The sequence below is a fragment of the Shewanella marisflavi genome (assembly GCF_023283925.1).
Classification (GTDB): domain Bacteria; phylum Pseudomonadota; class Gammaproteobacteria; order Enterobacterales; family Shewanellaceae; genus Shewanella; species Shewanella marisflavi.
The window spans coordinates 43892-57829 of record NZ_JAKIKX010000008.1 but is presented as its reverse complement, the minus strand read 5'-3'; the positions used below and the strand labels follow the sequence as shown (position 1 = coordinate 57829).

Here is a 13938-nt window from a genome sequence, read left to right as displayed (position 1 = left end):
TAATGGCTATTGCGACGCAAGCTGGTTAGACTAAATCCATCATATTCACTCGCAGGTTAAGTTGTGGCGTTACAGACTCAAATCTATCCCCTAGGCGAACGCGCTCTCGTATTAGATCCCTCCCCCCTCGAGCACCTATCTTGGGAGCTACAAGCCAAGTTGTGCTGGTTAGCCACAGAGCTGCGCCTCGACAACAGATTGCTAGAAGTCATTCCAGGGATGAACAACCTGACACTGGTGGTTAAAGAACCCGGGCAGCTCAAATCTGTCAAGGCCAAACTCGATGAGCTTTGGCAACGGGCACCAGACACAGCCTTTGAGCCACAAACCGTCACACTACCGGTCAGCTATGGGGGTGAGTTTGGCCCGGATCTTATCAAGGTCGCTCAATATCATGACATCACCCCCGAAGAGGTCGTTCACCTGCACACCCTGGCCAGCTACAAGGTATTCTTCATTGGTTTTCAGCCTGGATTTGCCTATCTTGAAGGTCTCCCGCACGCGCTACATACCCCTAGGCTGGCAACCCCCAGGCTAAAGATCCCAGCAGGCTCAGTTGGCATCGGCAGCGAACAGACGGGGGTCTACCCTTTAGCCAGCCCCGGCGGCTGGCAGCTCATAGGTCAAACCCAAACGCCGCTGTTCGATCCCCTTAGTGATATCCCCTGCCTACTCGCTCCCGGCGATATCGTTCGCTTCCAGGCAAAGGAGATCTGTCTATGATAAAGCTCGCTCAAGTTAGTGGACTGGCCAGCATTCAAGATCTCGGCAGGCAGGGACAGGGGCACCTAGGTATCCCAAGTGGTGGCGCCATGGATAGATTTGCCTTGATACTCGCCAATCGTCTACTAGGCAATGATGACACCGCCGCTGGCATAGAGTTGTCCTCTGGCGTGTATGAACTCGTCTTCGACATCCCGAGTTGGGTTGCCCTGTGCGGCGCCCCCTTCGAAGCCAACATAGACTCGCGCCCCTTGTGGAACGGTTGGCGTGGGCGCATTAATCCGGGGGAACGCTTAACCATACGTGGCCCCAAGCAAGGTGTGTGGGGCTACCTCGCCGTACTCGGTGGTATTCAAGTCCCTAGCGTCCTTGGCGGATGCGGCACTTTTTTGGCCGGTCAATTTGGCGGTCATCAGGGCAGACCACTCATATCTGGGGACGTGCTAGCGTTAAACCCAGCAACCGAAGCCGGATTCAGCCGCCCGGTGGGCGCGGTACAAAGGGCCAATGATGGGATATTACGCGCCCTACCCGGGCCGGAAATGACCCGCTTTAGCGACCAAGATCGCAAAGCCTTCTGGCATCATAGCTGGACAGTGTCACAACAGAGTGATCGTATGGGGACTCGACTCGATGGTCAGGCTCTCACCTCGGCTAAAAAACTGAGTTTACGCTCCCACGCCGTATTGCCGGGCGTAGTTCAGGTACCACCTGGTGGCCAACCCATAGTGCTTCAGGCCGACGCACAAACCAGTGGTGGCTATCCCAGAATGGCGGTGGTGATCGAGGCTGATAGATGGAAACTGGCGCAGTGTCGAGGCGGTCAAAAGGTGAGTATTCAGCATGTGAGTCCGAATCAGGTGGAAGAGGCGAACCTGGAATGGCAACACTATTTCTATCGTTTAGCGAGGGCAATGGATGGCAGTTAATCCACTCAAAATAGATCTTAATGCCGATCTCGGCGAAGGGGGCACACAAGATGAGGCGCTTATGCCGCTGATATCTTCGGCCAATATCGCCTGTGGCGGTCATGCCGGCGATACCCAATCCATGCACCATACCTTATTACTAGCCAAGCAGTATGGTGTCAATGTCGGCGCCCACCCCAGCTATCCTGACAGAGAACACTTTGGCCGAATCTCGATGACACTCTCACCCGAGGCGCTGTACGCCACGCTCCACCAGCAAATTAGAGCCTTAAAGGCCCTGTGCGATGATTTAAGCATAAAACTGATCCATATTAAGCCCCATGGGGCCCTGTATAACGACGCCGCTAACAATAAGGCTCTGGGCCAAATTATCATAAGAGTGATAAAAGCTATCGACCCCAGACTCAAACTGATGATCCTCGCTGGTAGCCCATTGGTGGAACAGGCCAAAGCCGCTGGCATAGAGGTGATAGAGGAAGCCTTTGCCGATAGAAGCTACTTGGCCGATGGTACTCTGGCCCCGCGTTCTCAGCCAGGCGCGGTATTGCATGATGCAGATAAGATGCTGGCTCAGGTTAGCGCCATAATAGAGCGGCGCCAACTGACCGCCATCACTGGCGAGACCATTCCATGCACTGCCACCAGCCTTTGTCTACATGGAGACAATCAAGAAGCACTGAGGTTTGCTAAGCTGATCCGGTCTTGCGTGCAACCATGAGCCAAAAGAGACGGCTCAGCGTTTATGGTAAATAAGCAAGAGATCGCCACTGGCGGTGGAAACGCCTGTTATCTCTAACTCTGGATGGCTCTGCTGGTAGCGATCAACATAGTCTCGAAGAAAGGTCACAGAGTCGTGATTTGCCCTCAGCAAACAAGCATCCTGCTTACAATAGTGATAACTCACTCTTAACTCACTAAAATCGCCACCCCAATTATCAGCATACTCGCCATCGCTCTGGTTAAACTCCTCGACCTTAAGCTCCATAAGCTGATCAGGGTCATCCAATATCAGGGCGTTATACTCAGGCGGTGAGGCCAGAAAATAGGGATCGCCCTCATTTTCAAAATAGAGATAAGCTGTACCATCTCGCATAAAAAGGACCAGCTTCACGCCGATACTGACGTAGGAGATCCGCATAGTCAGCGTGAGATGACGTTATCTTAAAGGGTTCAATGCTGGCAATGTCGAACTCGGTACTGGTCGCAGGCGCCTCGCTGTCCAGGTTATCGATTGTGCCAAGCTTTTGTTCACTCTCAAGGCTTGCTAACGATGTTTGCCCTGGCGAGTGAGCGGGTTTAACCTGACCACTAGCGACCTACATTGACTCGCCAGCTGTTTGAGAAGCGTAGGATTGGTTATCGATATGTGCGGTAATGGGCTTATCGTGGTTTGCCAATGTACTCAGTAACCAGGCAAGCCCCAATATACACAGCAGTCCCCATCCTAGGTATGTTCCTTTCATCCTTGATATCCATTTCGCAGCCAATAATTTATCTTAAGCTAAACGCCTGACCACAATATGTAAAGTGATGACTCAGATACAAAAAACCCCGGAAATATCCGGGGTTTTGAATAAATCTTAATCGCCTGTTATACGTCTAGGTTAGCCACGTTCAGGGCGTTAGATTCGATGAAGTCGCGACGCGGCTCAACCTGATCACCCATCAAGCAGGTGAATAGCTGATCGGCGCCGATGGCATCTTCGATGGTCACTCTCAGCATACGACGTGACTCTGGATCCATGGTGGTTTCCCATAATTGCTCAGGGTTCATCTCACCCAATCCTTTGTAGCGCTGAATATAAAGACCACGCTTAGAATCATTCATCAACCAATCCAGTGCCTCGACAAATGAGGTGACCTCTTTCATGCGCTCACCGCGCTTCACATAGCCACCCTCTTCGATCAGACCTTCCAAGGCGTTAGCCAGGCTGGTCATGCGCTGATAATCACTCGACTGTAAGAAGTCATATGAGAACAGGTAGTTGGTATCGATACCATGCTTACGAATGGTGATCTTAGGCAGATAGACCTGACGCTCTGGGTCGAGGAACGCCTCGGCGCTAAAGATAAAGCCACCCGACTCGGCCTCTTTCAATGCTGCCACATAGTTGTCACACCACTGCTTCACCTTGGCCTCGTCGGCCAGAATGTCGCTGGTTAAGCCAGGCTGATACAACATGCGCTCGGTCAACATGATAGGGAAACGCTGCTCAAGACGATCGAAAATCGCTTCTACCTCACGGTACTGGTAGACCAGCTTTTCGAGTGGCGCACCAGACATGGCCGGAGCATCTTGTGACGGATGGATCTCACCACCGTCCAACGCCAAGTTGGTCAGGTATTCGGTCAGCGCCGGATCATCCTTCAGATACTGCTCCTGCTTACCTTTCTTCACCTTATACAGTGGTGGCTGGGCGATAAACACATAACCACGCTCGATAAGCTCAGGCATTTGACGGAAGAAGAAGGTCAACAGCAAGGTACGAATGTGCGAGCCGTCGACGTCAGCATCGGTCATGATAACGATGTTATGGTAACGCGTCTTATCGGGATCATATTCATCGCGACCGATACCACAGCCTAATGCGGTGATAAGCGTCGCAACCTCTTGTGAAGAGAGCATCTTATCGAAACGGGCCTTCTCCACGTTAAGGATCTTACCCTTAAGCGGCAGAATCGCCTGGTTCTTACGGTTACGACCCTGCTTGGCACTACCACCCGCCGAGTCACCCTCCACTATGTAAATTTCAGAAAGCGCAGGGTCTTTCTCTTGGCAATCCGCCAGCTTACCCGGCAGACCACCTAAATCTAATGCGCCTTTACGACGAGTCATTTCACGGGCCTTACGGGCCGCTTCACGGGCGCGAGCCGCGTCGATGATCTTACCGACAATCAGCTTAGCCTCGTTAGGGTTCTCAAGCAGGTAATCACCTAGCTTCTCGCCCATGGTCTGCTCTACAGCCGTCTTCACTTCACTGGAAACCAGCTTGTCTTTGGTCTGAGAGCTGAACTTAGGATCTGGCACCTTAACCGAAATAACCGCAGTCAAACCTTCACGAGCATCATCGCCTGTCGCGCTGGTTTTGCCTTTCTTATTGAAACCTTCGCGGTCCATATAAGTATTTAGGTTACGCGTCAGCGCACTGCGGAAACCCGCCAGGTGGGTACCACCATCACGCTGAGGAATGTTGTTGGTGAAACAGAAAATATTTTCCTGGAAGCCATCGTTCCACTGCATCGCAACTTCAACGGTAATACCATCTTCACGTTCTTGTACGAAGTGGAAGATCTCTTTGTTTACCGGCGTCTTGTTAATATTGAGGTAATCAACAAAGGCACTGATACCGCCTTCGTACTTGAAGAATTCATCCTTGTTGTCGCGCTCGTCGACTAGGCGAATACCAACACCTGAGTTCAGGAATGACAGCTCGCGTACACGCTTAGCCAGAATATCGAAGTGGAACTCGACATCCGAGAAGGTCTGGCTGCTTGGCCAGAAACGAATTTCAGTACCTGTATTGGTCGCGTCGCCTATCTCTTTGATCGGCTCATCTGGCTCACCCATGGTATAGAACTGCTCATACAGTTTACCTTCACGACGAATGGTTAACTGTAGCTTTTCAGACAGGGCGTTAACCACTGAAACACCCACGCCGTGCAGACCACCGGATACCTTATAAGAGTTATCATCGAACTTACCGCCAGCATGCAGTACCGTCATAATGACCTGAGCCGCCGAAACCCCCTCTTCAGGGTGGATAGCAACCGGAATACCACGTCCGTCATCCTTTACCGATACTGAACCGTCGGCATGAATAGTAATGATCACGTCATTACAATGGCCCGCTAACGCCTCATCGATAGAGTTATCGACCACTTCGAACACCATGTGATGCAGACCCGTACCATCGTCGGTGTCGCCAATATACATCCCAGGTCTCTTCCGTACCGCATCAAGGCCTTTTAGTACCTTAATACTCGAAGAATCGTAACTATTCTCTGACATATTATTCTCTCGTCGGTTATTCAATTACCGTTACACGCCCTTGTTCCACATGGAACACCTTAACGGGTGGCGTGTTTAACGAATCCATTATTGCCGCAGGCTCGATAGCGGTCACAAATACTTGCGCGCCTGTATCGCTTAGCTGCTGCAGCAAGAGTTTCCTGTGCCTAGCATCCAACTCTGATGGCAAATCATCCACCAGATAAATACTGTTTTTATCTATTTGTTGTTTGAGCAACTTTCCCTGTGCAATACGCAGTGCGCACACGAGCAACTTTAATTGTCCGCGGGATAAGGCATCTTGTACCGGCAGCGTTCCGACCCTTAATCTCAGGTCAGCCTTATGGGGACCACTGGCCGTGTGTCCTGCCGCTAAATCCCTGGGATATTGCGCCTGTAACAGGGACTGATAATCAGTTTTGCTATCCCAACCTCGGGTAAAGGAAACCTTAACATCTACCTGAGGTAAAAACTCTTCGATTATACCCTTAAGTCGTTCATTTAACGAGCCTACATATCGCTTTCGTATATCCGTCACGATTTCGGCGTAACGCACTAATTCCTTATCCCAAAACTGAATTTGCTGATAGGGAGTTTCACTTTTAAGCATCTGATTTCTATGCTTTAAAATCCGTCTAACATTCGCCCAGGCACTATAGAAGCTTTTGTCGGTATGGAAGGCACCCCAATCAATAAACTGCCGGCGCGATTTTGGTCCCTCAAAAAGCAACGAAAAACTCTCCGGCGTGATCACTTGTATGGGTAAAGTTTCGGCCAAAGTCGACAGTCGCTTCACTCTATCGCCGTTCATTTTGACTTCGGTTTCACCCGAGCGATAACGACGCAGGCCGATCTTGGTTTCCTGGTCACCCGACTCTAGGTTGGCAAACAGCGTCAGTTGATCCTGATCGCTCTTAATCACCCGCTGAGACAGATGACTGCGAAAGGAGCGCCCCATACCCAGAAAATAGATGGCTTCGAGGACACTAGTCTTGCCGCTGCCATTTTGGCCGTAGATAAGATTCAGACCATCGCCGAGTTGCAACTGAGCACTGGCGATATTACGAAATGAATCGATATGAAGGCGAGATAGACTCATCAAATACTCGTGGAGATGGCCTGAGCCATCGAAGAAGGTGCACGCCTAACGCAAAATCAGGCGTGCAGACAGACACTAGAGTCTCATAGGCATGACGACATACATCGAATCTTCTTCGACGTGGTTTTCAATCAAGGCACTGGAGTTACCATCGATAAGGGTAATACGCACATCATCGGACGGCAGGTTGTTTAGCACATCAAGCAAGTAGCTGACGTTAAAGCCAATCTCCAATGGTGTATTGTCATATTCGATATCGAGAATCTCTTCCGCTTCTTCCTGCTCTGGGTTGTTAGCGGTGATCTTAATCAGATTCTGCTCCAGCTGAACGCGTACGCCACGGAACTTCTCATTCGAGAGGATTGAGGCGCGCAGCAAGGCTTGCTTAAGCTGGTTACGACTGGCGATAACCACCTTGTCACCGCCCTTAGGCAGCACACGACGATAGTCTGGGAAACGCCCATCCACCAGCTTACTGGTAAACACGGCGCTTTGAGTCGTGGCGCGAATCGCATTTTCACCGATTGCCAGGGTGACATCCAGATCTTCCCCTTCAAACAGACGTTGAAGTTCGAGTACCCCTTTACGAGGCACGATCACCTGCTTCTCCGGCAAGGAGTCTTCCACCATGCGGTGGCTCAATGCCAGGCGGTGGCCGTCGGTGGCAATAGCGCGCAGCACGTTGCCTTCGGTTTCAAGCAACAAACCATTGAGGTAGTAGCGTACATCTTGGTTCGCCATGGAGAACTGGGTAGCATCGATCAGCGACTTTAATGTGCCCTGCTTGAGGGTAAATTCGATATCCGCCTGGAAGGCATCGACATTGGGATACTCTTCCGCTGGTAGGGTCGCTAAGGTAAAACGGCTGCGGCCCGAACGTAGTAGCAGACGGTTTTCTTGCTGCTCTATCTTGAGTTCAACCTGATCGGGAAGGGATTTAACGATATCGAGAAATTTCTTGGCGGGGACTGTGGTACGTCCCTCTTGCACTTCGCCTTGTAGTTGAGCCTGGCCGACTAATTCGACCTCTAAATCTGTACCGGTCAACTTAAGTGAGTGACCACTTACTTCAACTAAAAGGTTTGCCAGAATAGGTAAGTTATGTCGTCTCTCCACCGCTCCACTCACGAGTTGAAGCGGCTTTAATAGGGCATCCCTATCAATTGAAAATTTCATCAGTTTCAATTTCCCAGATTTATGAAGATAACGTACGGATTAAGTTAGCATAATCTTCTTTAATGTCATGACTTTCTTCACGTAGCTGTGCAATTTTGCGACATGCATGCAGCACTGTCGTGTGATCACGGCCACCAAAGGCATCGCCAATCTCAGGCAAACTCTGGTTAGTTAACTCTTTCGACAATGCCATCGCCATCTGTCTTGGTCTGGCAACACTGCGTGAGCGGCGTTTAGACAGCATGTCGGCCATCTTGATCTTGTAGTATTCAGCTACGGTTTTCTGAATATTGTCTATAGTGACCAATTTTTCTTGTAGAGCCAAGAGATCTCTTAAGGCTTCACGTACAAAATCGATAGTGATCGGACGACCGGTAAAGTTAGCGTTGGCAATAACGCGATTCAATGCCCCTTCCAATTCACGTACGTTCGAGCGCAGGCGCTTGGCAATAAAGAAGGCCACTTCATCGGGTAGATTGATACCACTCTCTTGTGCCTTACGCATCAAGATAGCCACACGGGTTTCTAACTCAGGCGGCTCGATTGCAACCGTTAAGCCCCAACCGAAGCGAGACTTAAGGCGATCTTCCACGCCATCGATCTCTTTAGGATAGCGATCTGAGGTCAAGATGATCTGATGATTACCTTCTAATAAGGCATTAAAGGTATGGAAAAACTCTTCCTGGGATCTGTCTTTGTTGGCAAAGAACTGAATATCATCGATAAACAATGCATCGACGCTACGGTAATAGCGTTTGAACTCTTCGATCGCATTATTCTGTAGCGCCTTCACCATATCCTGCACGAAACGCTCAGAGTGCATATAGACCACCTTGGCATCTGGCTTGTTCTTAATGATGCCATTACCAACAGCGTGCAATAGATGTGTCTTACCTAAACCAGTTCCACCATAGAGGAACAGGGGGTTATAGGCACCACCAGGGTTTTCAGACACCTGTAATGCAGCGGCCTTACCCAGCTGGTTAGACTTACCCTCGACAAAGTTATCAAACTGATAAGTCGGGTTCATATTGCTTCTGTGGTTAACCGTCGACGCAGGTTCATTGGTATTAAATGACGGCGCACTGTGCGACTTGCTGGCCGCAGGCTTAGCAGGGCTTTTAACTGAGGCAGTTTGTGCTACTGGTTTACTCGCAGGTCGGCTACCAATATCGAAACGCAGCTTGGGCGCTTCGCTACCCATCTGCTCGGTGAAGAACTGATTGATAGTATTCAGGTACTTGTCTCTCACCCAATCGAGCACGAATCGATTCGGTGCGTAAAGCACTAGAGTATCCCCGTCCATTTCGGCTTGTAACGGTCTGATCCACATACTAAATTGCTGAGCGGAAAGCTCGTCTTGTAGTCGTCCGATACATTGCTGCCAAAGTGAAACCGCCACGTACTTATCCCCAAAAGATCATACAAAAGAGGTGTATTCTATAGTGAGATCACTAGGATCGCTATCCTTTAAATGGATTTATCCCCAGTAAGATCATCTTTATTTCTTTACACGGATCCCTAACGATCCTCATCGATCAAAATAATCTGATAAAGCTGCAAACTCAGCTTTATTAAGCGATCCAGATCGATCTATAATTAGCGACCTTCGATCAGGCTAATGATCACTAGATCCACAAGATGTAGTGGCCATTCACAGAGTTATCCACACTAGATAGTGTATATGGACAACTTGATAAGAAGATTTACAGGCAGATTTTACTCACTTAACGGTTTTGCATGTTGACGGGCTTAACTAAAGTGATTACAATTCGGCCTCTTTTTTGCCCTTACCTCTTTTATAGAGATAAGGTTTATTCACCTAACAAAGACGGATTGCCATAATGAGTAAACGTACTTTTCAACCTAGCAACCTGAAGCGCAAGCGTTCTCACGGCTTCCGCGCTCGTATGGCTACTGTTGGTGGCCGTAAGGTCATCGCACGTCGTCGTGCAAAAGGTCGCGCTCGTCTTTCTGCTTAATTAAGTAGAAATGCAAGTGACCAGCTATACCTTTACGCGGGAGTTACGTCTGTTAACTCCCGCGCAATTCAAATCTGTATTCTCCAATCCCATCAAAGCTTCTTCTGCTGAAATAACCTTACTTGCCATCCCCAATGAGCTACAGCATCCTCGTATTGGATTAACTGTTGCTAAGCGTTATGTTAAGCGAGCCAATCAGCGCAACAGAATTAAACGTATCATTCGCGACAATTTTCGTTTGCACCAACACGAATTACCGCCGCTTGATATTGTTGTGCTCGTCAGAAACGGCGTATTGGATATGGACAATGCAGCATTGCACAAACTGGTAGAGAAGTTATGGCGCAAACTCAGTCGCCGTTACAATGGCTAGCCACCAAGCTGATTCGTGGCTATCAAATCTTTATCAGCCCTATACTAGGGCCCAAGTGCCGTTTTCATCCCACATGTTCCAATTACGCACTCGAAGCGATTCGATTGCATGGATTTGTGAAAGGGAGTTGGTTTGCAGGGAAACGCGTATTAAAATGTCACCCTTTACATCCGGGCGGAGAAGATCCCGTCCCCCCAAAAAATAACAGGTGTAATAAATAGGCTATGGAATCTCAACGCAATATATTGCTCATCGGTCTGCTTTTTGTCAGCTTTTTGCTGTGGCAGCAATGGCAAACAGACAAAAATCCGCAACCCGTTGCCACTGAATCTTCAGTTGTAGCTTCAACCGTCACAGATTCACACAGTGCTGATGTTCCTGATGCCGATGCTGCCCTTCCAGAAGCAGTTACAGCCTCTAAAGAACTCATTACCGTAACGACTGACCAACTGGTGTTGAAAATTAACCCAGTGGGCGGTGATATCGTTTATTCGGCCTTGGTTCGTCACAAGTTAGAAGAAGATAAAGAAGACCCATTTGTTTTGCTACAGCAAACCAATGATATCTTCTATATCTCTCAGAGTGGTCTTATCGGCCGTAACGGTATCGACAGCAGCAGTAAGGGACGTGCCCATTTTGCAAGCCAGGCTCAGACCTATACCCTTGCCGATGGCCAAGATACCCTAGAAGTGCCGCTGACCTATGTTGCCGACAATGGTGTGACCTACACTAAAGTCTTTACGCTACACCGTGGCAAATTTGATATTGGCGTCGATTACCGCATCAACAATACCTCAGCCGAGCAGTTGCAGGTACAGATGTATGGTCAGATCAAGCACAGCATCAAGAAAAGCGAAAGCAGCATGATGATGCCGACTTATCGCGGTGCCGCCTTCTCAACAGCCGATACCCGCTACGAGAAGTACAGCTTCGAAGATATGGCTGATAAGAACCTGGACAAGAAGACCTTAGGCGGTTGGGCTGCAATGCTACAACACTACTTCGTGTCGGCTTGGGTGCCACCAGAAAACGATCAAAACACTATCTTCTCTAGCGTAAGTGCCGGTGGCCTAGCCAATATCGGTTTCCGCGGCGCCGTGTATGATATTGCTCCTGGCACACAACAAACCATTGGCGCTCAGTTCTACGTAGGTCCTAAGGATCAAGAAGCCCTATCGGCCATCTCTGAGTCACTGAACTTAGTAGTGGATTACGGTTTCCTATGGTGGCTGGCTATCCCTATTCACTGGCTATTGATGTTCTATCAATCTTTCGTGGGTAACTGGGGTGTGGCAATTATCCTGATCACTCTGACCGTGCGTGGCTTTTTGTACCCGCTCACCAAGGCGCAGTACACCTCTATGGCCAAGATGCGCAACCTACAGCCTAAGCTGCAGGATATGAAAGAGCGCTTCGGTGATGACCGTCAGAAGATGGGTCAAGCCATGATGGAACTGTACAAGAAAGAGAAAGTGAACCCTATGGGTGGCTGTCTACCTATCTTGCTACAGATGCCTATCTTCATTGCACTCTACTGGGTACTGCTAGAAAGCTATGAGCTACGTCACGCGCCATTCATGCTATGGATCACCGACTTGTCGGTACAAGATCCTTACTATGTACTGCCGCTGCTGATGGGGGTCTCTATGTTCCTGATGCAGAAGATGCAGCCAATGGCACCGACTATGGACCCAATGCAGGTGAAAATGATGCAGTGGATGCCAGTTATCTTTACTGTCTTCTTCCTATGGTTCCCAGCAGGTCTGGTACTTTACTGGTTGGTCGGTAACTTAGTGGCCATTACCCAGCAGAAGATCATCTATGCCGGTTTGGAGAAAAGAGGGTTAAAATAACCTCTAACTCCAACTAATGAAAAAGCGGTCGGATACTCAGTATTGACCGCTTTTTGCTTTTTAATAAAGACAGCTTTCACTCCATCAGCGCAGGAAACAGAGTAATGACGACAGATACTATCGTGGCACAAGCAACCGCACCCGGACGTGGCGGCGTAGGTATCATTAGGGTCTCAGGCGATAGGGCCAGCGAGGTGGCTATGGCGGTACTAGGGCACCTTCCCAAGGTACGCTATGCCGACTACTGTGACTTTAAAGGCGCAAATGGCGAAGTGATAGACCAAGGCATAGCCCTGTTTTTCAAAGGACCCAACTCCTTTACCGGTGAAGATGTTCTCGAGCTTCAGGGACACGGAGGCCAAATCGTCCTCGACATGCTGATCAATCGGGTCATGGATGTCGACGGTGTACGCATTGCCAAGCCAGGGGAGTTTAGTGAGCAGGCCTTTATGAATGACAAGCTGGATCTCACCCAGGCAGAGGCCATTGCCGATCTGATTGACGCTACCAGCGAACAAGCCGCCAAGAGCGCCCTCAATTCACTTCAGGGCGAGTTTTCCACCCAGGTACATGAGCTGGTGGATCAGGTCACCAATTTGCGTCTCTACGTGGAAGCCGCGATAGACTTTCCTGACGAGGAGGTCGATTTTCTCTCCGACGGTAAAATTGCCGCTTCACTTAGCAAGATCATCCATAAATTAGATTCGGTACAGTCCAGTGCCAAGCAGGGCGCCATTATTCGCGAAGGAATGAAGGTGGTGATTGCCGGTCGCCCTAACGCAGGAAAATCCAGCCTGCTCAATGCCCTGGCCGGTAAAGAATCAGCCATTGTAACCGAGATAGCCGGTACCACTCGCGACGTGTTACGTGAGCATATTCATCTCGATGGCATGCCACTGCACATCATAGATACGGCTGGCCTACGCGACACCACTGACACAGTTGAGCAGATAGGTATCGAACGGGCCTGGGCAGAGATAGAAACCGCCGATCAGGTACTCTTCATGGTTGATGGCACCACCACAGATGCTGTCGATCCTCATGATATCTGGCCAGATTTTATCGATCGTCTCCCAAAAAATCTGGGGGTTACCGTGGTGCGCAACAAGGCGGATCTTACTGGAGAAGCCTTAGATGCCACAGATGAACAGGGCCACAAGGTGTTTCGTTTGTCAGCCAAGACAGGCTCGGGTGTCGATGAACTCAAGGCACACCTTAAGTCGCTAATGGGATATCAGAGTAATTTAGAAGGCGGCTTTATTGCCCGTCGTCGCCATCTCGAGGCACTGGAACTCGCTGCGAGTCATCTCACCTTGGGACAGGAACAGTTAGAGGTGTATCAAGCGGGTGAGCTCCTGGCAGAGGAGCTGCGTATGTGTCAACTCGCCTTATCAGAAATCACGGGTAAGTTCACTTCAGATGATCTACTAGGCAAAATTTTTGGCTCCTTCTGTATCGGCAAATAAGCATATCTATTGCACTATTAAAGGGCGCTTTTCAAACAGTCATTAGAAGCGCCCTTACCTCAGTATCAGCACCAGCGCTATTTTGCGCCTTACCTATATATTTTTTAAACACCAAACCTAAGATCGCTGCGGGATCTTTCCTCATATTGGTGCATAAACATCCAAGATGGCGATCGAATTAATCAACAGAGATATCAACAAGTAATCCACTTTGCGATCAAAATTGGTGCATAACTCATTAAACGCTACAAGTTGTTGTTTTTTATTTATTTTAAGTTAGGTATATCTTAACGTCTGCTAAATTTGGATCCCGTAAAGCGATCGAATC

At 49.3% G+C, this 13938-nt stretch carries 13 protein-coding genes; 8 read left to right on the top strand and 5 right to left on the bottom strand.

Features of this window, described 5'->3' with window-relative positions; genetic code table 11:
* The first annotated feature begins 63 nt into the window (after positions 1-63).
* Genes pxpB through pxpA form a run of 3 tightly spaced genes read left to right on the top strand, consistent with a single transcriptional unit; the run spans position 64 to position 2370 of the window.
* On the top strand, positions 64-723 hold the full coding sequence (pxpB, locus tag L2712_RS14995; RefSeq protein ID WP_248978247.1) for a 5-oxoprolinase subunit PxpB: 660 nt from the start codon (positions 64-66) through the stop codon (positions 721-723).
* On the top strand, positions 720-1652 hold the full coding sequence (locus tag L2712_RS14990; RefSeq protein WP_248978246.1) for a 5-oxoprolinase subunit C family protein: 933 nt from the start codon (positions 720-722) through the stop codon (positions 1650-1652). Before pxpB ends, L2712_RS14990 begins: the two co-directional genes overlap by 4 nt.
* Entirely contained in the window at positions 1642-2370 is a 729-nt protein-coding gene (gene pxpA / locus L2712_RS14985; protein WP_248978245.1) for a 5-oxoprolinase subunit PxpA, read from the top strand. Before L2712_RS14990 ends, pxpA begins: the two co-directional genes overlap by 11 nt.
* A 15-nt stretch (positions 2371-2385) precedes the next feature.
* On the opposite strand, the gene L2712_RS14980 is transcribed toward pxpA, so the two are convergent.
* The 5 genes from L2712_RS14980 to dnaA all read right to left on the bottom strand — a co-directional run bounded on the left by L2712_RS14980 (position 2386) and on the right by dnaA (position 9338).
* Positions 2386-2745: a hypothetical protein gene (locus L2712_RS14980; protein ID WP_248978244.1), complete on the bottom strand. Its 360-nt coding sequence runs from the start codon at positions 2743-2745 to the stop codon at positions 2386-2388.
* Positions 2746-3243: 498 nt separating this feature from the next.
* A complete protein-coding gene (gyrB, locus tag L2712_RS14975; protein WP_088903458.1) occupies positions 3244-5661 on the bottom strand; it encodes a DNA topoisomerase (ATP-hydrolyzing) subunit B in 2418 nt (805 codons plus the stop codon).
* Positions 5662-5677: 16 nt separating this feature from the next.
* Complete coding sequence (gene recF, locus L2712_RS14970) at positions 5678-6760, bottom strand: DNA replication/repair protein RecF (RefSeq protein ID WP_033538944.1); 1083 nt, start codon at positions 6758-6760, stop codon at positions 5678-5680.
* A 75-nt stretch (positions 6761-6835) separates the two neighbouring features.
* On the bottom strand, positions 6836-7936 hold the full coding sequence (gene dnaN, locus L2712_RS14965; protein WP_033538945.1) for a DNA polymerase III subunit beta: 1101 nt from the start codon (positions 7934-7936) through the stop codon (positions 6836-6838).
* A 19-nt stretch (positions 7937-7955) separates the two neighbouring features.
* On the bottom strand, positions 7956-9338 hold the full coding sequence (gene dnaA / locus L2712_RS14960; RefSeq protein WP_088903457.1) for a chromosomal replication initiator protein DnaA: 1383 nt from the start codon (positions 9336-9338) through the stop codon (positions 7956-7958).
* A gap of 442 nt (positions 9339-9780) precedes the next feature.
* Between dnaA and rpmH the strand changes: the two genes are divergently transcribed.
* The 5 genes from rpmH to mnmE all read left to right on the top strand — a co-directional run bounded on the left by rpmH (position 9781) and on the right by mnmE (position 13610).
* Complete coding sequence (rpmH, locus tag L2712_RS14955) at positions 9781-9918, top strand: 50S ribosomal protein L34 (protein ID WP_011867659.1); 138 nt, start codon at positions 9781-9783, stop codon at positions 9916-9918.
* A 16-nt stretch (positions 9919-9934) separates the two neighbouring features.
* The gene (gene rnpA, locus L2712_RS14950; RefSeq protein WP_088906014.1) at positions 9935-10291 is read left to right on the top strand and encodes a ribonuclease P protein component; all 357 of its coding nucleotides are present in this window, start codon (positions 9935-9937) and stop codon (positions 10289-10291) included.
* A complete protein-coding gene (gene yidD, locus L2712_RS14945) occupies positions 10258-10512 on the top strand; it encodes a membrane protein insertion efficiency factor YidD (protein WP_081953798.1) in 255 nt (84 codons plus the stop codon). The genes rnpA and yidD overlap by 34 nt, the downstream gene beginning before the upstream one ends.
* Positions 10513-10515: 3 nt before the next feature.
* The gene (gene yidC, locus L2712_RS14940; protein ID WP_248978243.1) at positions 10516-12144 is read left to right on the top strand and encodes a membrane protein insertase YidC; all 1629 of its coding nucleotides are present in this window, start codon (positions 10516-10518) and stop codon (positions 12142-12144) included.
* Between the two features lie 104 nt (positions 12145-12248).
* On the top strand, positions 12249-13610 hold the full coding sequence (gene mnmE, locus L2712_RS14935; protein ID WP_033538949.1) for a tRNA uridine-5-carboxymethylaminomethyl(34) synthesis GTPase MnmE: 1362 nt from the start codon (positions 12249-12251) through the stop codon (positions 13608-13610).
* The last annotated feature ends 328 nt before the right edge of the window (positions 13611-13938 follow it).

What these genes read in the sequence shown, in the direction of transcription:
- gyrB (WP_088903458.1), bottom strand. Translation starts at nt 5,661, where the DNA reads ATGTCAGAGAATAGTTACGATTCTTCGAGTATTAAGGTACTAAAAGGC.
- dnaN (WP_033538945.1), bottom strand. Translation starts at nt 7,936, where the DNA reads ATGAAATTTTCAATTGATAGGGATGCCCTATTAAAGCCGCTTCAACTC.
- L2712_RS14980 (WP_248978244.1), bottom strand. Translation starts at nt 2,745, where the DNA reads ATGCGAGATGGTACAGCTTATCTCTATTTTGAAAATGAGGGCGATCCC.
- yidD (WP_081953798.1), top strand. Translation starts at nt 10,258, where the DNA reads ATGGCGCAAACTCAGTCGCCGTTACAATGGCTAGCCACCAAGCTGATT.
- yidC (WP_248978243.1), top strand. Translation starts at nt 10,516, where the DNA reads ATGGAATCTCAACGCAATATATTGCTCATCGGTCTGCTTTTTGTCAGC.
- recF (WP_033538944.1), bottom strand. Translation starts at nt 6,760, where the DNA reads ATGAGTCTATCTCGCCTTCATATCGATTCATTTCGTAATATCGCCAGT.
- mnmE (WP_033538949.1), top strand. Translation starts at nt 12,249, where the DNA reads ATGACGACAGATACTATCGTGGCACAAGCAACCGCACCCGGACGTGGC.
- pxpA (WP_248978245.1), top strand. Translation starts at nt 1,642, where the DNA reads ATGGCAGTTAATCCACTCAAAATAGATCTTAATGCCGATCTCGGCGAA.
- L2712_RS14990 (WP_248978246.1), top strand. Translation starts at nt 720, where the DNA reads ATGATAAAGCTCGCTCAAGTTAGTGGACTGGCCAGCATTCAAGATCTC.
- rpmH (WP_011867659.1), top strand. Translation starts at nt 9,781, where the DNA reads ATGAGTAAACGTACTTTTCAACCTAGCAACCTGAAGCGCAAGCGTTCT.